Raw genomic sequence first — 21,391 nt, 5'->3', positions numbered from 1 at the left:
TCATTATTGAACGAACTAAAGGAGGTCTTCTCTTCGTGAATGTGTTATATCAGCGTTCTCCAAGAATGACACCGGTTCTCAAGGAAGAAGGACTCGAAATACTCAGGCCTCCAACAGAACCGAGCAAACCCACATTTTCCATGATATCCATTATTGTGCCGATCATGATGACCATGGTCAGCATTGGTTTCTACGTATATATCAATATGACCGGCAAAATGAACAACAGCAGTTATATGATGTTTCAGATGATGACGGTCATGATGATGCTTACTTCTTACACCATTCCATTCTTCGTGTATCTGAGCAACAAGAAATCATATCGCAAAAAATTGGAAGAACGAAAAACAATGTATCTTGCCCAACTGGACAAACACCGGGAAGAACTGAAGGAAGCTCAGGCGGAGCAAGTGAAAAGCCTGTACGAAATTCATGGTGATCCGGGTGTGTGTCTTCAAGTGGTGAAGAACCGGAACAGTTCCTTGTGGGAGCGTTCACCAGAGGATGATGATTTCCTTCAGGTGCGCATTGGTACGGGAGAGATTCCATTCCGTATCAAACTTCAGGTTCCGAGGATTGATGGATACGAGAAGGATGAGCTAATTGAAGCGGCCCATGAACTTGCGGCTGAATTCCAGACGGTACCGGATGCTTCCATTACATTGCCTTTGTTCCAATCGAAGGTTATGGGACTTGTCGGTGATCGGGAGGAAGTGCTTGCTTCCCTGCGAGTCATCATCTCACAGCTGACGGTACGCCATTCTCCGGATGAATTGAAGCTTGCTGCTTTCTATGAAGAAAAGGACAGCAAGGAATGGGACTGGCTTCGCTGGATGCCCCATATCTGGGATGAAGACCAAGGACAACGCTATATGGCCGACAGGCACAGCGGTGCGCATCAATTAGCGGACAGCTTGTTTTCCGTGTTGAACCGGCGTCGTAACAATAAGGAAGACCGTTACAAGAAAAGCGTACAAACGCCATGTTACGTTGTAATTCTCTCCGATACGCAATTGATTGAAGAAGAACCGTTACTCCCCTTGCTGCTGGAATCGGCTCAGGAAATTGATGTATGCACCATCATACTGGCTAATCGCAAGGAGTCTCTGCCGATGCATTGTCAGTTGATTATGGATGCCTCTAAAGGCAAAGGGGTGTATATCAAAAAAACGGAAGATGCAGATGTTATTCAACAAACGTACAAGCCTGATGTGATCTCGAAGGAGATGGCAGAGGCACTTTCCCGTTATATGTCACCGATCCGGTTAAAGCGGTCATCTGCTTCAGATATCCCACAAGTGCTTCCGTTATTCGATATGCTGAGCACATCTCGCGTGGAAGATCTGGATGTGGTGTCCAGGTGGGGACAGACGAGATATCCTGACACACTGCCCGTACCAATGGGTGTACGAGCTGGCGGCAAAAAAATAGCGATAAACCTGCATGACAAAATTGAACGTCAGGGTCATGGTCCCCATGGTCTGATTGCAGGTACAACCGGTTCAGGTAAAAGTGAAGTCATCCAGTCCATCGTAGCTTCACTCGCTGCTGAATTCCATCCACACGATCTGGCCTTCATGCTGATTGACTATAAAGGTGGTGGGATGTCCAATACATTTGTTGATCTGCCTCATGTGGTAGGGACGATCACCAATCTGGATGGGAATCTGATCGAGCGGGCGAATATCTCACTTCGTGCCGAACTGGTCAGAAGGCAAAAAATATTAAATGATGCGGGAAACCTCCAGCATATTGATGAATATTACAAAATTCTGCGCTCCAGACATGAACAGCCACTTCCGCATCTGGTTATTATCATTGACGAGTTTGCTCAATTGAAGCGGGACCAGCCGGAGTTCATGGATGAATTGATCAGTATCGCGGCCATTGGCCGGACACTTGGGGTTCATCTAATTCTGGCAACCCAAAAGCCAGCTGGTGTTGTGGATGATAAAATATGGAGTAATTCGCGCTTCCGGATCTGCCTTCGCGTACAGAGTGAGGGAGATAGCAGGGATATGATCAAGATTCCAAATGCTGCCTGGATTACAAAGCCTGGTCGTGGATATTTCCAGGTTGGTAGTGATGAAGTGTTTGAAGAAATGCAATTCGCCTGGAGTGGTGCACCCTATAACCAGCAGGAGGATTCAACGACGGTATTGCCTGTTATGGAAGTACGCCTGAACGGTAAGCGGGAGCCTCTGTTAACTGGAGAGCGTAGAGCCGTTCTCAAAGGTGAAGATGTTCCGAAACAGCTTCAGGTATTTATTGATTATGTTGCGCAGTCTGCAGCGGATGCGGGTATCCGTCGTTTGCCAGGACCATGGTTGCCACCTTTACCAGAGACACTGGAATGGGAAGGTCTTCAGGAATGGCAGGAAGAAGAGAATCGGGATCTGCTGCTTGATGGCGGAGCGAGTGGTCTGAAACCACTGGTTGGTTTGCTGGATGATCTCCCGAATCAGCGCCAACAACCGCTCGCATTGCCTGTGGATCAAGGCCATTTGGTTGTTTACGGCATGCCAGGACTGGGCAAAACAACATTTGTTCAGACCTTGCTTATGTCCCTGGCACGTTCCCACAGAACTGAGCCTTGGCACGGTTACATTATCGACATGGGCCGCATGATGAAAGACTTTGCAGCACTACCTCAGATCGGTGGCGTGATGATGGCTGAAGAGGAAGACCGGATCAAGCGGTTATTCCGCTATATTCTCAAGCTGTCAGCACAACGCAAAGATATCATCTCGGAGGCGGGTGTTAAAACGATTTCGGCGTACCGCCGGACAGCTCACGCGGCTGTACCGCAGGTTGTGGTCGTTATCGATGGTTATCTTTCATTCCGCAATGCTTATCCGGAAGAAAATGAACTTCTGGAGACGATCCTGCGTGAAGGCGGAAGTTTGGGTATCACCTTTGTGCTCACCGCCAATCGGGTAACAGATGTATTTGAAAAATTCAGAAGCAATATTCCCAATGCGGTTTCATTTGAGTTATCCGATCCAAGCGATTATTATTATGCCGTGGGAAGACCTTCCAAGGCGCCAAGCCAACTTCCGCCAGGAAGAGGTCTGGTCAAAGGGCAAGTGCCTCCATTAATGTTCCAGGCGGCATTACCTTCTTCAGGGGCAGATGAGGGCAAACGTTCATCGGCACTGCGCCGTACGATTGCTGAGATTCGCCAAGGCTGGACAGGGGAAGAAGCACCGCAGATTGCTCCACTTCCGGAAGAGATCAAACTGAAAGATCTGCTCATTCGGACAGGATCATATGGTCAGGCTTGGGATACATCGTCTGTAACTGTCCCTGTGGGACTGCTTACGGATGATCTGGAACCATTCGAGCTTAATCTGCGTGAAGGTCCGCATTTCATGGTAACAAGTCCGATGGAAGGCGGCAAAACAACATTTTTATTGACATGGATGTTATCACTGGCTTATCATGCTTCTCCGGAAGATGTGCAAATATACACAGTAGATATGCGTTATGGCTCAGGTGGGCTGGGGGAAATCAGCAGTTTGCCCCATGTCCGTGGACATGTATCGCGAGAAGAACAGCTTGCACCTGTGATTCAACAGTTGTACGATGAAGTTCTGAAAAGAGGCGAGATTTCCGGTGGACCGGAACTTGTGCTCGTCATCGATGATGCGGACACCTTGTCCAAGCAGCTAAACGATTTTAATGTAAAAGATCAATTGGGAGCGATTGTTCGTCAAGGAAGGGATCGCGGTGTACACGTGATTCTGTCCGGGGTTCCGGCAGACTTCCCGACCTTCGGTTCTGACTGGGTAACGGATGTGAAGGCTTCCCAGAGCGGAATGCTGTTCGGGACTTTAGACCCTAACGATCTCTCGTTCTTCCGTATACCTTATTCCGAATCTGGAGGTAGTTCAGGTGGGCTGAAGGTACTGCCTCCGGGTCAAGGTTATTATGTAAAACGTAAATATTCCAGGGTTAAAGGTGCAGTTCCATGTGATGACAGCTGGAAAATGACCGATTGGATTTCTGAAATTCGTGACCGATGGCATGTTGTAGTTTGAGGGGAGGTGGCTCATAATGTTGACGGTTCATGATTCTAAGCAAAAGGTAGTCACGTTGCAAACAAAGGAACTTTTTTTCCTGGCTGGTATTCTCGGTTCAGACCGACTGCTTGGTGTGGAAGATCCGTTTCGCGGCTATATGGCGGAGGATATCGCGATGGAGTGGGAGCGTGTCAAAACCTCCCTGCTTGACAAAGGATATCTGATTCGGGATCAGGATACCGATGAGCTGATCATGACACCGACCGTTTTCTCCAGGGTAGCCATTGCCGGATTGTCCGACAGAGCTTGTTGGATTCGCTACACGATCAACGGCAAGTCGTATGAGAGTTATATCCATTGCACGGATGAGCGGGTCGTTGAAGTTTCCCGTGTTGACGACGTACCGGACTCGTTCCGGCTCAGCGATCTGGGAAGTGTTCGTGAAGCCATTGATGTTCTGATAGAGCGGATGAAATGGAGCGGCCATTCTCCTGCGGAGAAACCGGCCCTAATGTGCTCCAAGAAAAAATTTTATGATGTCATGAATGAGCTCGAAAACAGCGGAGTACAGACCGTAGCAGCGGAACTCGAACAGGAGACAAGTGATCCTGAGGGCTCACTTGCACTGGCACGCTGTCTGGTGGGTAAGGAGTCAGACGGGGAGCTCAGGTTGCTTGTATGGAATGAAGACGGGTGGAAGTCGCAGTCGGCAGCATTTGCTGCAAGTGCGGTATCCAACTGGTTGTTCCGGATGAGCACTGCGGCTTCAGATGATTGGCTTGTTGCAGCACTAACGACTAGAGAACAGTTTCACGAGATGCTGCTGGACTGGCTTAAACAGCCTGCAGGGGAAGAGGAAAGGTGATGGTAAATGCGCATTCGTGTGGAACCGGATGTGCTTCGGGCACTGAGCAAGCAGATTCAGTATGCAGCGGAGCAAATACAGCAAAAGATGACAGTGTTGGATCAGGCGATTCATTCGCTGGAGTGGGAGGTTGAATCCCGCGCAGCGGTGATGAATGAATGGAATCACAGTAAACGACTGGGCGAGGATGCGCTGCGTCGATTAATGGACTTAAGCGTACAGCTGGGACGCAAAGCGTTGTTATTCCAGCAGGCAGACATGGAGTATCGTTCCGTGCTGAGTCATGTGAACACTGCCTATGGTAATGCGGTCAATATGCTGAATGTTCTTCAGAACAATCGTACAGGAGAAATCATGCCTGCACATTCTGCAACTGTAGCTGTAGTATCCGATCCCCTTTCCGCAATGGCGGCCGTATATCGTGTTCAGGATGCCGCTCCGCCTGATGGCTCCCCGGCTACACTGGTGCAGGCTATGCAGCCTGAGCCTGTAGCATGGAGATTCACAGATCCTTCCTTTCGGGGAAGAAGAGGGACCGAGCCTGTGGTTTCCTGAACAGCATGAATAAAAGTAACAGCAGAAAGTGAATCTTTTTTTGTAAATAGGCTGTTAGGAGAAGTTTCAAGTACTGAAAATGGGGTAAATAGGATTAGGTCCTTCGGCTTTTGTCCGATCGATCCTGGTATAGTACAATTTGAACAAGTCAAAATTTAATTGCACAAACCAAGGAGGAATTTACAAATGGCAGGACGTATTTTAGTTACCCCAGAGCAGCTTGATCAGGTTTCCAACCAATTTAAACAAAGCGGTGAGCAAAGTCAGCAAATCGTATCTACATTGACTCAATCCATCACAAGCATGGAAGGACAATGGGAAGGTATGACCAAGCAACGCTTCTTCCAAGAGTTCCAAGAAGCTAGCAAACAAATGCAATCATTCGTTCAAACGCTGAACAGCATCAGCGCTGAACTTACAGCTATTGCTAACAAATTCCGTACAGCTGACCAAGCTCGTTAATCTGCTTTACATAGATCAGGCCGATGTGAAGTCTGAATTCGTCCTGAATTATAGGTGGATAGCAAGCTGAAGATGTACAACTACAGCAAAAACCGGGCGTTGTCACAACACCCGGTTTTTGCTGCAACTATGACACTAGGACAGAGAGAGGGATAAGCATGTCTTTTCAACCAAATCCCGGGGATGAAGTGGTGATTAACGACATTGCCTATACGATTGGGCAACATCCGGCTGCGCCGGGTCTGGCTTATGCCCAAGCCGGAAGGCAGGGGATTGTTTATCAGTTGATACCCCGTAATGGTTCCATTCATGGGGCCAAAGCACTAAAAGTATTTTTTCCTAAATTCCGTATTCCAGCTATGGTGTATCAGTCTGAACATATGGAGTCTTACAGTGAACTGCCAGGTTTGCAGGTATGCAAGCGTGATGTGCTCACTCCGGAAAGAAACGGAGCGCTCATTGGAAAACATCCCGATCTGTTATATGCGGTGTTGATGCCATGGGTGCAAGGTCAGACCTGGTTCGATGTGATCAGCGATCAGAGACAGTTGACGGCTGAGGAGAGCCTGAAGCTGGCCAGAGCGCTTGCTGGAACGGGTTCGGCTATGGAACAACGTGGACTGGCTCATTGCGATATGTCCGCTCCCAATGTAATGATTCCGTTTTTTTCCGAAGTGGAGAACCTGGGGAAGACGTCTGCGGTAGAACTTGTGGATGTCGAGCAGATGTACGGTTCCAAAATGGATCGTCCGGATGCCCTGCTTGCCGGGTCACCCGGTTATGCAGCCCATCGAACAGTGCACAGCGGTTTGTGGAGTTCATATGCTGACCGATTTGCCGGAGCTGTTATTATTGCTGAAATGTTAAGCTGGTCGGACCCTGTGATTGTAGAGAAAGCGTGGGGCGAAAGTTATTTTGACCAGCATGAAATGCAAACAGTGAGTGAACGGTATTATGCGATGCGGGAGTCCCTTGAGAAGCGTTGGGGTTCCAAACTGTCAGATCTGTTCATTCGAGCTTGGGAAAGTCACGATCTGAGCAGCTGTCCGACGTTTGGTGAATGGTATGTTGCATTGGCTGCGGTAGACGTGGATCAGGCCAATGCGGCGGCTGTGACATCGGAAGAAGAAACTGCCAATCCGTCCGAAGCTGATGTGAATCTGAAAAAGAGCTCAGAACCAGTAAGTGAACCGGTGAATACGCAAGACGGGAACATTCCCCAAACGCCGCACTCTCCCGATCAGGAAGCGGTTGTGAACCGTCTGTTCCTGCAAGCAAGAGCCCTGGAGGATGAAGATAAACCGGCTGCAGCACTGGAAGTGTACCGCTCGCTTTATCATTTTATTCCTCATAACAGCGCGATGCAGATGGAAGTCGAGGCTGCAATCAAGGAACTGGATGCCAAGCTTAATCCAAAAGAAGACACAGACAAACCTGTACCTGTGCCATTCTACAGATCCAAAAAGTTCATGATTTCCTCCGCTGTGCTTATTCTATTGCTGGCAGGTGGCGTGCCAACGGTTAAAATACTCGCCGATCAGGCAGAGGTGAAACAGAAAGAACAGCAGGAAGCCACACGACTGGCAGAGATCAAAGCTGCGGAAGAGGCTGAAGCAGCAAAGGCAGCTGCGCTCAAACAACAGGAAGAACAAGAGAAGCAAAAGGCCGCAGATGCTGCAAAACTGGACGCAGAGGAAAAGAAAAAGCTCGCTGAAGCCAAGCAGAAGGAAGCGGAAGCAAAGAAAAAAGAAGAAGAACGTAAGGCGTTACAAGCCAAGTACGACAAACAGGCGAAATATGAGGCCTATCTGGTGAAGCAGGAGCAGCAGAAGAAAGAAGCCGCTAAGAGAGCGCAGCAGGAGAAGTACGATAAACAGGCAAAATATGAAGCTTATCTGGTCTGGAAAAAAGAGAATGATGCCAAGCTTGCAAAACAGGAAGCGGAGCGTAAAGCGGCAGCTGAAGTTAAACGTCAACAGGAGATTGCTCAGAAAGCAGCTCTGAAGAAAAAACGTGCCCAGAATGTGGTCACGCTGATTGCTCATTATAATAAGACGTATAACGCGCAAAAAGGCAGAAAAATTGAAAATGCGGAAGCATATGCCCGTGATTTCAAAAATCTTTACAATACCGATGCTTCCTATTTCAAAGGTGTCGGCAAAGTGGCCGCTCGAATGAGTGCCATTAACAAATTCCTGAGCAACAACAGCTACACGTTGCCCAACTTATAGTACGTGTTCAAAAAGGACGGTTTTCAGTACCGAGAAGATGGGATGAAGCTAGAAATGGAGTAGCGGAGCGTAGGGAAAACTACGTGAGCAACGGACATTTCGGCTGAATTTCATATTCGATGCTGATGATGCCTGAAGGCATCCTTCGTAATCAAAAGCGGACTTTTTGAACAACCTTGTAAATTAATGTGAATGATGGAGGTGACTCACCCTAGATGAACTACACGATTCAAGCATCACAGCGTACACCTGCACTTATTATATATTTAATTGATATTAGCGCCTCCATGAACATGGTTCTGGAAAATCGTCGACGGATTGACGTCGTCTATGATGCCCTATCTCTCGCGATCCGCCAAATGGTGTTTCGCTCTACAAAGGGAAATCGTCTGACACCTCGCTATCGTATAGCCATATTAGCTTACAGCGATGATGTATATGACTTGTTGAACGGTATCAAAGGAATTGACGAGATCGCTGCCGTTGGTTCTCTGCCTGACTTGACACCGAAACGGTTTTCAGATTCTGCGAAGGCTTTCCTGCAGGCGGAAAAGATTCTGCAGGCCGAAATTCCGAATATGCAGGATTGTCCTGCACCACTTGTGTGCCATATGACCGATGGGGTAGCCACAGGTGAAGATCCTGAGCCCATTGCGAAAAGAATCATGGGCATGAGTGTACCTGACGGCAATGTACTGGTGGAGAATATTTTTATATCGGATCATCTCCTGGAAGGACCAATTGCTGAACCTAGAAGATGGAAGGGAATCTCTTCGGAAACGAATCTACAGGATGAGCATGGAGAGAAGCTGCGGAATATGTCATCCGTCCTGCCCGAAAGTTATCGGGAAATGCTTGTTGAAGCTGATTATTTGCTTGCACCCGGTGCACTCATGATGCTGCCAGGTACATGTGCAGAATTGGTATCAATCGGGTTCCAGATGTCCGCTGCTACGCCTGTGAGATAGGAGGGGAATCATGAGAGCGATGCGTTTGGCAACATTGTCTGCTGGAGATAAGGGGGGCCATGCCGAGCAACGGCATGGCAACTTTCGCTATGTGAGTGTACAGACGGGAGAACAGCCACTAACCCGCTATCAGGGCACAATTAAGTGCAGATATGGTTATGGCAGAGCGGCTGAGACGGTACATCAGGGAGATACAGGACAGGACTTTGCTGCGGTACGTATGAAAGGAAATGTCTGCAATTTTGTATTGTGTGATGGGGTAGGCATGAGTTATCTGGGTGATTTTGCAGCGCGTTTTCTGGGGAATGCCTTACTGGATTGGCTGGAAACGACGCAGCATCCGACGGAGGATGCCGTGGAGCGTCTTCTTCATGACCTCACCCTTCCGGCATCCGAGCAACTGGAGAAATTACAGCCACTGGAAAGTTCCCCTTTGCTGCTGCGTGAAGTGTTGATGGAAAAGCGAAGTCGGGGCAGTCAAGCCATGTATGTATGTGGACGGATTGAGCTTACGGGAGGCGGTCGCAAAAGTCGGGTGTGGCTTGCGTGGCAAGGAGATTCCCGCATTCGTCTGTGGCGTAATGGCCAGGAACAGTCTGAATTATTTCAGACTCACTGCAAGACAAATGAGCGTTGGTCTACACTTGAAGGACCTGTTGGTGGTAAGCCGCACATCTACGAGATGAAAGGATCCGCAGGAGATTCATTACGTCTTCAGTTATATACGGATGGATTAAATGATCTGGATGCCATTCAAGCCTATGTCCCAGATGAACACATTCAGGTACTGCTGGATGCCACACATACCGGCGGTCTTGAAGATGATGCCGCTTTCATTGAGCTGGAATGGTGAGTGTCAGTTATAAAGTTATGGACCGTTCCTGATGTTGCTGTGACATTGGTGTAGATCAACGGTGAAAAAACTTGTTGGTGTTGATTTAAAAGACACTCTTTTTGGGTAATCTTGTGAAGAATTGACTTTGAGTTTGAACGTACATTCTTACATAATTGCTAAAATGAAGGAGTGGAATGGATAATGACACAACATAACGGCAAGTCACGGTTCCAAGGCAAGGTTGCGATTATTACCGGAGCAGGCTCCGGGATTGGGAAAGCCACTGCGGTCAAGCTGGCTAAAGAGGGTGCACATGTTGCATTGTTTGATCTGGTGAATGATCGGATCTCGGAAACGGAAGCAGAGATTAATGCGCTGCACCCTGGTGCGGCAAGAGCATTTGATGTGGACATTTCCGACCCGGCACGTGTGGAAAAGGCCGTATTGGAAACCGTTGAGTTATTCGGCGGTTTGGATATTGTTTTTGCCAATGCGGGCATTAACGGTGTATCGGCACCCATTGAAGAGATTCAGGTTGAAGATTGGCAGCAGATTATTACAACCAACCTGAATGGTACATTTTTCACGATTAAATATGCATTGCCTCACGTGAAAAAACGGGGTGGCGGCAGTATCATCATCACAAGTTCGATTAATGGCAATCAACGCTTCTCAAGCTTTGGCATGTCGGCGTACAGCACGTCGAAGGCAGGGCAGGTTGCTTTTGCCAAGATGGCTGCACTTGAGCTGGCGAAGTTCAAGATACGTGTGAACGTGATCTGCCCAGGAGCAATTGCGACAAATATCGATCAAAGTACGGTCAAAACGGATGATCTGCAACAGATCATTATTCCGATGGAGTTCCCGGAAGGACAGCAGCCGCTGGCGGACGGGCCGGGTCAGCCGGAACATGTTGCCGATCTGGTAAGCTTCCTCGCATCTTCCGAATCCAGACATATTACCGGAGCAGAGATCGTTATTGATGGTGCCGAATCATTGCTCAGCTAAGTGAGCACTCCGGATAAATTTAATTTTGCTAAGGCGTGTCTTAGGGTGTGTCTGCGATAGTCGTTCCTCTGGAACGGCTTTTTTTGTTATAATGCTAACATTCGAATAGAGATACTGAAGAGCAGTAGGGTACATTCATTAGGAGCGATCATATGCATATAGAGTTACCGATCCAAGCGATTATTCCTGAGTTAAGACAGTTATTTCGGGATCAAGATACAGGTGTGTTAATTGCAGAGCCAGGAGCGGGAAAAACAACTGTTGTACCGCTGGCTTTGCTGGAAGAACCGTGGGTTGCGGGACGGAAAATCATAATGCTGGAACCCCGGAGGCTGGCCGCGCGTTCGGCTGCGTCGAGACTGGCGGCTACGCTTGGGGAAAAAGCGGGTCAGACTGTAGGATATCGTGTACGCATGGATACCCGAGTGAGTCAGGGGACACGCATTGAAGTGGTGACGGAAGGGGTATTGACCCGGATGTTGCAGCAGGACCAGGGTCTTGAAGATACGGCAATGATTATATTCGATGAATTCCATGAGCGGCATCTACATGGGGATTTGGGTCTGGCTCTGGCCTTGGAATCCCGAGCGATGTTACGTCCAGATTTGAAATTGCTGGTGATGTCGGCGACCCTTGATCCTGTTCCCGTCTGTGCATTGCTTGGCGAAGGTACAAAATCAATTCACTGTCCGGGTCGCACGTTTCCGGTGGAAACACGATATGTGCCGAGACCAACAGCTATGCCGCTGGAACAATTCACGGCTCAGATGGTGACTAGGGCATTAGCTGAACAGGAGGGAGACGTGCTTGTTTTCCTTCCAGGGGCTAGAGAGATACATCGTACAGAGCGGGAGTTATCAAATGGATCTCTTCCTGGACATGTGAAAGTTCATTCTCTGTATGGCAGTATGCCGGTAGAACAACAGGATGAGGCCATACGCCCGGCTACTGAGGGCACGCGCAAGGTGGTGCTCTCCACCTCCATTGCGGAATCCAGCCTCACCCTCGCTGGAGTTAAGATTGTGGTGGATGCGGGGCTGAGCCGTGCATCGGCATTCTCGCCGCGTACGGGCATGAGCCGGCTTGTCACCCTGCCGGTGTCCAAGGCGTCAGCCGATCAACGGCGGGGGCGTGCAGGGCGAATTGCCCCAGGAGTGTGTTACCGGCTATGGAGCGAAGAGGTTCACGGGGGACTGCCTGAGGCAGCTCGCCCGGAGATCACTTCCGCGGATCTTGCGCCGCTGGCGCTGGAGCTTGCCGTCTGGGGTGTCCAGTCCCCAGCAGAGCTGCAATGGCTGGACACCCCGCCTGACGCCGCCTACGGCCAGGCACAGGCTCTGCTGCGCCAGCTGGGCGGCCTGGACGACACAGGCCGCATCACGCCCTTCGGGCGGCGGATGAACACGCTTGGCGTGCATCCGCGACTGGCCAGCATGCTGCTCCGCGCAGCGGAGCTTGGGCTGGCCAGCTACGCCAGCATGCTGGCGGCACTGCTGCAGGAGCCTGCGGGCCTCCGCAGCAGTGGCAGTGCAGGCGCGGGCACGGACCTCCGCCCGCGCGTAGAGGCGCTGCTGACCGCTGACAGCAGCAATATGCCGCAAGCGGCAGCAGCTGTCGCAGACGGCGCGGCCGTGCGGCGCATGCTCCAGGAGAGCCGCCAGCTGCGCTCGGCGCTCGGCCCGGCGGCCGATCCGGTGCAGCCGGATGAGGATAGCTGCGGATTGCTGCTGTCCTTCGCCTATCCGGACCGGATCGGGCAACGCCGGGAGGACGGCCGCTATCTGCTGAGCAGCGGCCGCGGCGTACGGCTCGCAGCGACAGAATCGCTGAGCCGTTCAGCGTATCTGGTCGCAGCCGAGGCAGACGACCAGGGCGCAGATGCACGTATCCTGCTGGCTGCGCCGTTGCAGGAGCAGACCTTGTTGCAGGCAGGTCAGCACTTGCTGCACGATGAAGTGCAAGTGGCTTGGGATTCCAATACTCGCAGCGTGCGCGCACATAAGAGACTTCGTATTGGAGCCCTTGTGATTAAAGAGAGCAGTATTGCACAGCCGCCTGAAGATCAGGTGCTGGAAGCACTATTAACCGGAATACGAATGGAAGGGCTGGATTGTCTGCCCTGGACAAAAACATCCAGACAACTTGCGGACAGGCTACGGTTCCTGCATCTCCATCTACCTGAGTGGCCTGACCTGATTGAAGATGATCTGACCGAAGAGCTGGCAGAACATCTCACCCCTTATCTGACAGGCATGCGATCGGCAGCCGACCTGAAAAGATTGTCGATGCAGGATGTATTACTGGGTGGATTGAGCTGGACGCAACGACAACAACTGGACGATGAAGCGCCGACGCATATACAGGTGCCCAGTGGCTCACGTATTCCTGTGGACTACAGTCGTCCAGAGGACCCGGCGCTGGCAGTAAGATTACAGGAGATGTTTGGACAACAGGAGACACCGCGTATAGCGGGTGGGCGAGTCCCGTTGACCATCCACTTGTTATCGCCAGCTCAGCGACCTGTACAGGTTACACGAGACTTGGCCAATTTCTGGCGAGAGACGTACTTTGACGTCAAAAAAGATCTGAAAGGTCGTTATCCGAAGCATTACTGGCCGGATAATCCACTTGAAGCGGTCGCCACAAATCGGGCTAAACCACGGGGGAAATAGATGAATTATTTCGTTTTTCAAATATCAACGATTTGGTTCCCAAAGGGCGCGTTATCAGGGTTAGACATTGTTGAACAACAGTCAGTTTTGTAGCTGATCGAATCATTCTCTGTCTTAAAGAATCACCCTTGAACCAGGACGTGTCTCCAAACTCGCTAACGTGCATCTTCTACTATCTTTTCGCTCCATGTTACGTCACTTTGCCTTTTCGTCCCGTGCTGCGTCACTTTCCCTTGAGGTGCCCCGGCACGCATGCCGAAAAATTCCGGCATGGAACGAGAATTCGGCAAAGTCTTCTTCCTTCGAGTGTGAAGGCACACCCCAGAGCGTATCTTCAAACCTGCCGAAGCCGAAGCCGAAGCGTAACTGGACGTGTGCCTAGAGCTGAAGATGGAGCAGAACCATGGAGCGGAGTGCTAACGAACCTGTGACATCTTATTCAGCGATTTGAAGCGCCCGTAGTAATCTAAGGAATCTGAAACACGCTATATTTGAATAACCAGCCGTTTACAACGGGTTTGTCAGGTAATTTTGGTAAATAACGTGTCTCATGTTCCTTACAAACTTAAATGAAGACCCGAAGGCTAAATAAGACGTCCTCGGTTCCTTAGAAAATTGTCTGGACAATTCGCCAGGATCATCCAGCCTGTACTTTAAGATGATCTGGACGCCGACGTCCTTCCGCGTAAGAGTATGCCTGACAACGTATCACATGCCTGAGTTTGAAGGCGCAACCTGATGAGGAATAAAAAGGAATGAACCTCAGCAATTATTTACTATCAACACATAGTATATTGACTTGCAAACGTTTGAAAGAAACGAAGGCGGGTAATAACATAACGAACCACTCAATCAGATGAGGAGGGATTCATTATGCAAAAGAAAATCGTAGGTGTGTTTAATACAGAACGTGAAGCATCGCAGGCTATCGAGGGTCTGAAAGCACAAGGATTCACTTCAGACGAAATCTCCGTTGTTACACAAGATCGGGATGAATTGAAGGCAATTCGGGAAGAGACAGGTACCAAAGCCCCTGAGGGTGTGGCTGCTGGTGCAGCAACAGGTGGTGTACTTGGTGGCGTGGCTGGTCTGCTTGCAGGTATCGGTGCACTGGCCATACCCGGCATAGGACCGATTCTGGCCGCAGGCCCTATCGCAGCAGCGTTTACCGGTGCAGCCGTGGGTGCAGGAGCTGGCGGATTGGTGGGTGGTCTGGTAGGTCTCGGTATTCCGGAAGAGGACGCTAAACAGTATGAGGAGTATGTACAGAATGGCAAAATTCTGTTACTCGTAGATTCCACCGATCGGGACACCGATGTTTACGATGTGTTTAGCAGCAACAGCCAACTTAATCGGGACAGAACGCAAGTTCATGGTGCAGATGTACCTGCTGAACGTCCGGATCTGGATATGGAAGAACGCAGATTGGAAGCCCAAAACAAGGCAGCGCGATTCGGTAACAATACATTCCTGTAATCTTGCCGCATTGAGTTGATATGAAATAAAACCCAATGACTTATTATCTGCAAAACGGAATGACATATATGATCCACAAGATGGTCATTAGCCGGTTTCCTTAAGGGAAGCCGGCTTTTGTCCCTGTGTTGCATGTCTGCATCAATAATGGCGATGGTGTTTTTACCCCGTCAAGCAGGGAATAACAATACATATAACAGTACAGCCAAAGCGAGTCCAATCACCAGTAGCATCAATGTGAGAAATCGAATTAATCCGGTCGATGCCTGAAACGTCTGCTCATTAATTTGTGTACGCTTCCGATGATAGGCTGCTGCCGAATACACAATGATGGATATGCCGCCAATCAGAGATGTGATACCGGTAATAATCGCCGCAATATGTGCAAGCCGATCATACGCCGACGAATTGAAACCAAATCCGGCAGCAAGAAAGCCGATGCCCGCCATGGCAATACCGGTGCGTACCCAGGCCAGAAAAGTTCGCTCGTTGGCCAGATGTTGTTGGACATACTTGGAATCGATAGTGGTTACGTCTTTGTCTGTGAAAGAAATGTGAATCAACCCCGTTCATTAGATATACGGCTTCATTGTACTTTGTTTTTATCGTAAAACCAAGAAAGGATGGCTGAATGTATGCCTCGCAAAGAACGAATTACAGAAATAGAGAGCTTAAGGGGAATTGCCTTTGGAGCGGTGGTTCTCCAGCATTCCATCGCACATTACTCTTTAGTCCCGGAGACGAGACTGGAGGATGGTGTGTTACTGGCGATACTGCTGATGCTCTCCAAATTTGCAGTTCCTTTATTCATATTCATAACAGGTATGGTGCTGTTTTATAACACGGGAGACAAGCTACATTATGGCCAGTTCATGAGAAAAAGAGTAAACGACGTCATCGTGCCTTATCTGATCTGGTCACTCATTTATTTTACACTTGCACCGCGGGGCTGGACCGGATTTGGATGGAATGACATCCCGGACCTAGGCCTGAAGTTGATTACTGGCAAAACGACTTCACACTTTTGGTACATTATTATGTTGATCCAGTTTTATCTGTTATTTCCGCTCTTCTTGCGTGCAATTCGTTATGTATATAACCGATATGAGGCCAAGGGGCGTATGATCGCATTATTGATTTCTGGTGTGGTGTATCTTTTACTTGCGGATCAATTAAGAAACATCGCCAAGTTCATGGAATGGCTGAATATCCCGGTGCTGACAGAAGCTTTTACAACGTATGCAGACCGCAATTTCCTCTATTTCTTTATTTATTTTGTGCTTGGTGCAGCAGCGGGGTTATCCGTCCAGCATTGGAATGAATGGATTCATCGATTGCGCTGGATGTACTGGACAGTGTTTATTGTTCTGGGTCTGCGGTTTACTTATTTATTAATGCTGGAGTTTCAGAAGCCGGAGGGAATCAAAATTACGTTCTATACGGTCAGCCTGATCCGCCCGGATATGGCACTCTTTCTGATAGCCTCTATTATGGTCATGTACCAGCTGGCCGGAAAACTTCATAACCTCAGGGCTACACGACTGCTGGGATGGATTGGTGGTGTATCGTATGGCGGTTATCTGATGCATATGTTGATGCTGCGGTACAGCTATATTCCGGATGAGTTATTTTATGTTGCTATGGGCTTGAACCCTGTCGTTCGGATGATCATTACCTGGTTGGTCGCTCTTACATTATCCTGTGTGCTGACGTGGCTCATCTCGCGTATAAGTTGGGGGAAATGGATTGTGGGAGCTGTGCCGAAATCTGTCCATACCAAATGAATCCATCAACATATGAAAAATTCATAATAGATCACTACAGCCGCACAGAAGTGTACGGGAGTACGAGAGTATACGAACACAAGATACAGGAGCACAGGTAGTACAGCTTTTACAGCTTGTGCACAGTCTTTCTTATTATTAAAATTCGATCTCACGACTCCCTGAGCCCTGAAATAAACAACTTTTGAATCAATTTCATAACTCACTAAAAATGGATTTCTGTAACTGGATATAGACAAATTGAACCGTTTCGATCTATATCCAGCCTTGATTGAAGCAGCTAAAGGTATTATGAAATTGATTCTTTTGAATAAAAATTAAAATTTCATTACATGAAAAATTCACAACAGAAAACCTTTTTCCGTGCTTCCCCCAGGCTAACGCGTATTCACACGATTTCTTTCTCACCCTCTTTGAAGATGGATAAAAGGCAGACCAAGCGGAGAAAGATGGCAGAACCCGAACATAAGTTTTATAATACTAGATATATAGGTTCTGACAGGAGGGGAATGAACGTGGCTTTTATGATTGCACAGCGGGCATTTATCAAGCTGTATCTAATTACGATGGTTGAACAGCACAGGGGGTATGGTTACGAGATGCTGGAGGCGATGAAGCAGGAATTCAAAGACTACGGTTATGTTCCACCCCAGAGCGAGGTATATCGGGCACTGCATGAATTGGTACAGCAGGGGGTATTTTATCGCACGAAGAAGCTGAAAGGTAATGATCCTAAGGTCGATTTTCAGGAAATCGTTTTATATCATTTCACGGATGATGGTGCGGAAAAAGCTGAGTTATACAAGAAACAGGTCAAAACGGATTTGGATCGTTGTCTCGGCATGTTACACAAGGCAGAAGAGGACAATTACGGTACGAAAGGAAGATGAGCATGAACAGACAGTTACAGTGGGGTGTACTCGGTACGTCAACCATTGCCAAAAATGCAGTCATTCCGGCAATCCAGCAGTCCGAACGTGGTGAGGTGTTGGCGATTGCCAGCCGCAGCAAAGAAAAGGCGGAAACCCTTGCCGAAGAACTCGGCATTGCCAGATCATATGGCAGTTATGAAGAGCTCATCGCTGATCCAGATATCGAAGCCGTCTATATTCCTTTGCCTAACCATATGCACAAAGAATGGACCATCAAAGCGGCACAGGCTGGCAAACACGTGTTGTGTGAGAAACCAGCTGCCCTGAATGCAGATGAATCAGCAGAAATGATTGAGGCGTGTGAGCAGCATGGCGTTCTTTTTGCAGAAGCGATTATGTATCGATATCATCCCAAGCATAGACGTGTGCAAGAGATTATAGCTAGTGGGGAGATTGGTATCGTCAGAGCCATCCATGGTAACTTTACGTGTAATACCGCTGATGACAAGGAAAATGTAAGGTTCAAAAGAGAGATGGGCGGCGGATCATTATTCGATCTTGGCGTGTATCCGATCTCGGCAGCACGGATGTATCTGGGACAGGAACCGGAAGCGGTGACCGTACACGCTCTATTCTCGGACGAGCATGATGGCGTGGATATGATGGCGTCGGGACTGGTAGAATTTCCGAATTCGGTTGCTTTAACTTTTGACTGTGGCATGTGGGCTTCAGGACGAGCGGAGATGGAGATTCTCGGGACGGAAGGGCGGATTGAACTGCCAAAGGTGTTTGGCTGGGAGAACAGTGATATTCCACCTCAGATTATTGTGCACACCGATTCGGTTAGCCGTGAGGAGCGTGTGTCGGTGTCGAATTCCTATGTGCTTCAGGTGGAGACGTTTGCAACGGCTGTGCTTGATGGAGCTGCCCTACCTTTCAGTCCGGAAAATACCATTCAAAACATGCGCGTGATTGATGCGTGCCTGGAATCGGCTCGAACTCGTCAACGTGTGCAACTGATCGATTAGATAGGTCAAGTCAGTTTAAACATACTAGTAAATACAGACTCCATCTTCAGGGATGAGAGTCTTTTTTTCTGTCTTAAAATGTTACAATTATAATATTTTACAATTTAATCGTCTGAATTTTATATTTCTACCAAATTGATGTGATATAAATAGTCATGAGATGACTCGTTTACTATAATCTAGCAGAAGGCACAACTAGAAAAGTTACAGCTTGCAGGATGCATATCGTGACAACGTTCATCTACTTTGAAGGATCGGGAGGCCGGATTGATGAAAAAGTTGATATCCACCGCATTACTGGCATTGTTGTTAACGTTTGTTTTCCTCACAGGTTCACAGTTCACTCCAGTCGGACAGCAGAAGGCATCTGCTGCAACATGTACCATCATCAATACGTTTACGGGTGTAGCAAATTATTTGAGTGCAAACGGAACGTTGCCATGTAACTTTATTACCAAATCACAAGCAACAGGACTCGGCTGGGTAGCTTCACAAGGAAACTTGGCAGTAGTGGCTCCTGGGAAAAGTATCGGCGGAGACGTATTTGGCAATCGGGAGGGGCTTCTGCCTTCAGCAAGTGGACGTACATGGCGCGAAGCGGATATTAACTATACTTCCGGCTTCCGTAATTCGGATCGGATTGTGTACTCCAATGATGGACTCATCTACAAAACGACAGATCACTATGCATCATTTACACGCATGAAGTAGAGGAAGGAGCAGCCATGAACACCGTGATTCTGGATGGAGAAGATTTTGCTAGTAGCGCTGAACTTCATCAGCAATTAAAGGATAAGTTGAAGCTGCCGGATTTTTATGGGGGTAATCTCGACGCTCTATGGGATTGCCTGACGGGTACGGTTGAACTTCCACTAGAGTTAAGATGGACCAACTACCGAATCAGCGAAGAACGACTGGGGAATGAAGCAGGCCGGGTACGTGATTTGATGTTGGAGGTACAGGCTGAACAGGCTGGATTTCAATTGCGTGTTGAGAAGTAGGCAGCAAATAAAGGCAGTTCAAATATAATCCGTCCAGCCGAGCAGACCACATGTGGTCTGTTTTTTTGTGTTATAGGAGGTTGTTCGAAAAGGTTGTTCAAAAAGTCTTTGTGTTGATTACGAATCATCTGAAAGTAGAGCGAGATTTTACTTTACTTACTAATCGTTAAAATTATTTTCACGAAGGTATTGATTTCTGCATAACTTACGTTAAAATAAAATTAACATGAAAAATATTTTAACGTTAGGGAGTGGAAGTTCATGAATGATAGCACAGCCGTAGGCAAGCAAGGTATAGGGGAATTAATACGAATCAAGCCTTATATGCAGTTTATGCTTAGTAAAGTTGTATCCCGATTTGGTGATTCCATTGATTCGATTGCCTACAGTTGGATGGTGTACATTTTGACCGGTTCAAAAGTGCTGATGGGTACATTGCTGGCGGTAAATTTCTTGCCCAGTATCTTTCTGGGTCTGTTTGCCGGGGCTTTGGTAGATCGCATGTCTCTCAAAAAAGTGATTGTGATCACCAATACCGGCCGGGGGTTGTTCGTGGGTATTACAGCGCTGCTGTTTGGACTGGGGCAACTCGAAGTCTGGCATCTGTTTGTCATCACGATTCTGAATTCTTTGCTGGAATGCTTCACTACTCCTGCGGAAGTGTCCAGTGTTCCCCGATTGCTTCCCCAATCGATGCTGCTTTCGGGGAATGCCATGTCCTCTTCCGCAACCCGAGTGGCCGAACTCGCAGGACTTGCAGTAGCTGGTACTCTTATTGCTTCAATAGGAATTGCCTGGACGATCCTGATTGATGCGGGGTTGTTTGCGCTTAGTGCTTTAATAATGAGTCGAGTTGGCTACCCTGAAGATTCAAAATCTGCTAACAATGAAGATAAGACATCATCTGATATGAATTCTGTTCCATCCGAAAAACGTAGTATATTCTCCGAAATGGCGGAAGCTTTTTATTTTCTCCGTAAACATGCCTTATTATTAATTGTCTCCATCTTGTTTGCCTTCGTTAATTTCTGCCTGATGCCGTTCAATGTGCTCCGTACACCCTATGTGATTGAAACGTTGCATGCTGGCGCCGGGGGATTAAGTCTGCTCAGTGGACTGATGGTAGGAGGCATGGTGCTTGGTGGGGTGTGGATGACGCAAAGGGGTGCCAATTATCGTAAAAGTGTTCTGGTCATCAGTGGTGTTGTTATGTTGGGTCTCAGTTATGCCATGACGGCACTCCCGGCTTATATGACGTCCTTCCAACTGCCTGTTGCAGCAGTCTTTTGTCTTCTGATGGGATTGGGTATTCCACTGGCTACGACCCCGCTGGCGACGTATCTGATGGAAGTTACCCCTTCCGAAATGCTGGGCAGAGTGTATGCTCTACAGAGTATGCTCGTCGTGAGTGTCGCCCCCCTTGGAAGCCTGGCTTCGGGAGCACTTGCAGATTGGATGAGCATGCCTGTTCTGTTTATCGTCTTCGGTATTATGCTTGCCATGTCCGCAGGTATGCTGTTATTTAGCAAAAGTTTTCGAAGTGCTCTGTGAAGTATATTCAGAAGCAATCATTTGCTGATTTTCTGTATCCATTCATTTCCGGCTCGTTTTG

General features: G+C 48.4%; 17 protein-coding genes. 16 read left to right on the top strand and 1 reads right to left on the bottom strand.

Translation table 11 applies throughout. The annotated features are described in order from the left end of the window. The first annotated feature begins 35 nt into the window (after window positions 1-35). From essC to BLS69_RS11900, 10 genes are all read left to right on the top strand, one after another. Window positions 36-4,040 (top strand): type VII secretion protein EssC, encoded by a 4,005-nt coding sequence (gene essC, locus BLS69_RS11945; protein WP_091031769.1) that lies wholly within the window; start codon window positions 36-38, stop codon window positions 4,038-4,040. 16 nt (window positions 4,041-4,056) lie between these two features. Then, window positions 4,057-4,887: a hypothetical protein gene (locus tag BLS69_RS11940; RefSeq protein ID WP_047842537.1), complete on the top strand. Its 831-nt coding sequence runs from the start codon at window positions 4,057-4,059 to the stop codon at window positions 4,885-4,887. A 6-nt stretch (window positions 4,888-4,893) separates the two neighbouring features. Next, window positions 4,894-5,442: a WXG100 family type VII secretion target gene (locus BLS69_RS11935; RefSeq protein ID WP_017689072.1), complete on the top strand. Its 549-nt coding sequence runs from the start codon at window positions 4,894-4,896 to the stop codon at window positions 5,440-5,442. 186 nt (window positions 5,443-5,628) lie between these two features. Beyond that, complete coding sequence (locus BLS69_RS11930) at window positions 5,629-5,904, top strand: WXG100 family type VII secretion target (protein ID WP_017689071.1); 276 nt, start codon at window positions 5,629-5,631, stop codon at window positions 5,902-5,904. A gap of 158 nt (window positions 5,905-6,062) precedes the next feature. After that, complete coding sequence (locus BLS69_RS11925; protein ID WP_091031767.1) at window positions 6,063-8,135, top strand: hypothetical protein; 2,073 nt, start codon at window positions 6,063-6,065, stop codon at window positions 8,133-8,135. A gap of 215 nt (window positions 8,136-8,350) precedes the next feature. Then, window positions 8,351-9,103 carry a vWA domain-containing protein gene (locus tag BLS69_RS11920; RefSeq protein WP_076330724.1) on the top strand — a complete coding sequence of 251 codons (753 nt, stop codon included), beginning with the start codon at window positions 8,351-8,353 and terminating at the stop codon, window positions 9,101-9,103. 10 nt (window positions 9,104-9,113) lie between these two features. Then, on the top strand, window positions 9,114-9,956 hold the full coding sequence (locus BLS69_RS11915) for a protein phosphatase 2C domain-containing protein (RefSeq protein ID WP_091031765.1): 843 nt from the start codon (window positions 9,114-9,116) through the stop codon (window positions 9,954-9,956). A 183-nt stretch (window positions 9,957-10,139) separates the two neighbouring features. Continuing rightward, on the top strand, window positions 10,140-10,946 hold the full coding sequence (locus BLS69_RS11910; RefSeq protein ID WP_017689067.1) for an SDR family oxidoreductase: 807 nt from the start codon (window positions 10,140-10,142) through the stop codon (window positions 10,944-10,946). Between the two features lie 152 nt (window positions 10,947-11,098). Continuing rightward, the gene (gene hrpB, locus BLS69_RS11905) at window positions 11,099-13,618 is read left to right on the top strand and encodes an ATP-dependent helicase HrpB (protein ID WP_091031763.1); all 2,520 of its coding nucleotides are present in this window, start codon (window positions 11,099-11,101) and stop codon (window positions 13,616-13,618) included. Between the two features lie 873 nt (window positions 13,619-14,491). Beyond that, window positions 14,492-15,094: a general stress protein gene (locus tag BLS69_RS11900; protein WP_091031760.1), complete on the top strand. Its 603-nt coding sequence runs from the start codon at window positions 14,492-14,494 to the stop codon at window positions 15,092-15,094. Window positions 15,095-15,264: 170 nt separating this feature from the next. On the opposite strand, the gene BLS69_RS11895 is transcribed toward BLS69_RS11900, so the two are convergent. Further along, window positions 15,265-15,657: a YidH family protein gene (locus BLS69_RS11895; RefSeq protein ID WP_256332284.1), complete on the bottom strand. Its 393-nt coding sequence runs from the start codon at window positions 15,655-15,657 to the stop codon at window positions 15,265-15,267. Between the two features lie 72 nt (window positions 15,658-15,729). Here BLS69_RS11895 and BLS69_RS11890 point away from each other — a divergent pair, with 72 nt between their 5' ends. The 6 genes from BLS69_RS11890 (at window position 15,730) to BLS69_RS11865 (ending at window position 21,330) form a co-directional block, all read left to right on the top strand. Beyond that, a complete protein-coding gene (locus tag BLS69_RS11890; RefSeq protein WP_176872691.1) occupies window positions 15,730-16,878 on the top strand; it encodes an acyltransferase in 1,149 nt (382 codons plus the stop codon). Between the two features lie 515 nt (window positions 16,879-17,393). Further along, window positions 17,394-17,768, top strand: coding sequence for a replication termination protein (locus BLS69_RS11885; protein ID WP_036609188.1), 375 nt, complete (start codon window positions 17,394-17,396; stop codon window positions 17,766-17,768). Between the two features lie 2 nt (window positions 17,769-17,770). Next, window positions 17,771-18,778 carry a Gfo/Idh/MocA family protein gene (locus tag BLS69_RS11880; RefSeq protein WP_017689060.1) on the top strand — a complete coding sequence of 336 codons (1,008 nt, stop codon included), beginning with the start codon at window positions 17,771-17,773 and terminating at the stop codon, window positions 18,776-18,778. Window positions 18,779-19,048: 270 nt separating this feature from the next. Next, complete coding sequence (locus tag BLS69_RS11875) at window positions 19,049-19,489, top strand: ribonuclease (protein ID WP_091031755.1); 441 nt, start codon at window positions 19,049-19,051, stop codon at window positions 19,487-19,489. Between the two features lie 14 nt (window positions 19,490-19,503). Further along, entirely contained in the window at window positions 19,504-19,779 is a 276-nt protein-coding gene (locus BLS69_RS11870) for a barstar family protein (protein ID WP_091031752.1), read from the top strand. A 261-nt stretch (window positions 19,780-20,040) separates the two neighbouring features. Further along, complete coding sequence (locus BLS69_RS11865; RefSeq protein WP_091031750.1) at window positions 20,041-21,330, top strand: MFS transporter; 1,290 nt, start codon at window positions 20,041-20,043, stop codon at window positions 21,328-21,330. The last annotated feature ends 61 nt before the right edge of the window (window positions 21,331-21,391 follow it).

It is taken from the genome of Paenibacillus sp. CF095 (genome assembly GCF_900101225.1).
GTDB lineage: Bacteria > Bacillota > Bacilli > Paenibacillales > Paenibacillaceae > Paenibacillus.
This window is presented reverse-complemented; position numbering and strand designations above follow the sequence as displayed.

Excerpts from the sequence above, each read along its gene's own strand:
- BLS69_RS11915 (WP_091031765.1), top strand. The coding sequence starts at position 9,114 with ATGAGAGCGATGCGTTTGGCAACATTGTCTGCTGGAGATAAGGGGGGC.
- BLS69_RS11940 (WP_047842537.1), top strand. The coding sequence starts at position 4,057 with ATGTTGACGGTTCATGATTCTAAGCAAAAGGTAGTCACGTTGCAAACA.
- BLS69_RS11880 (WP_017689060.1), top strand. The coding sequence starts at position 17,771 with ATGAACAGACAGTTACAGTGGGGTGTACTCGGTACGTCAACCATTGCC.
- BLS69_RS11875 (WP_091031755.1), top strand. The coding sequence starts at position 19,049 with ATGAAAAAGTTGATATCCACCGCATTACTGGCATTGTTGTTAACGTTT.
- BLS69_RS11930 (WP_017689071.1), top strand. The coding sequence starts at position 5,629 with ATGGCAGGACGTATTTTAGTTACCCCAGAGCAGCTTGATCAGGTTTCC.
- hrpB (WP_091031763.1), top strand. The coding sequence starts at position 11,099 with ATGCATATAGAGTTACCGATCCAAGCGATTATTCCTGAGTTAAGACAG.
- BLS69_RS11870 (WP_091031752.1), top strand. The coding sequence starts at position 19,504 with ATGAACACCGTGATTCTGGATGGAGAAGATTTTGCTAGTAGCGCTGAA.
- BLS69_RS11865 (WP_091031750.1), top strand. The coding sequence starts at position 20,041 with ATGAATGATAGCACAGCCGTAGGCAAGCAAGGTATAGGGGAATTAATA.
- BLS69_RS11935 (WP_017689072.1), top strand. The coding sequence starts at position 4,894 with ATGCGCATTCGTGTGGAACCGGATGTGCTTCGGGCACTGAGCAAGCAG.
- BLS69_RS11900 (WP_091031760.1), top strand. The coding sequence starts at position 14,492 with ATGCAAAAGAAAATCGTAGGTGTGTTTAATACAGAACGTGAAGCATCG.
- BLS69_RS11890 (WP_176872691.1), top strand. The coding sequence starts at position 15,730 with ATGCCTCGCAAAGAACGAATTACAGAAATAGAGAGCTTAAGGGGAATT.
- BLS69_RS11920 (WP_076330724.1), top strand. The coding sequence starts at position 8,351 with ATGAACTACACGATTCAAGCATCACAGCGTACACCTGCACTTATTATA.
- BLS69_RS11910 (WP_017689067.1), top strand. The coding sequence starts at position 10,140 with ATGACACAACATAACGGCAAGTCACGGTTCCAAGGCAAGGTTGCGATT.
- BLS69_RS11925 (WP_091031767.1), top strand. The coding sequence starts at position 6,063 with ATGTCTTTTCAACCAAATCCCGGGGATGAAGTGGTGATTAACGACATT.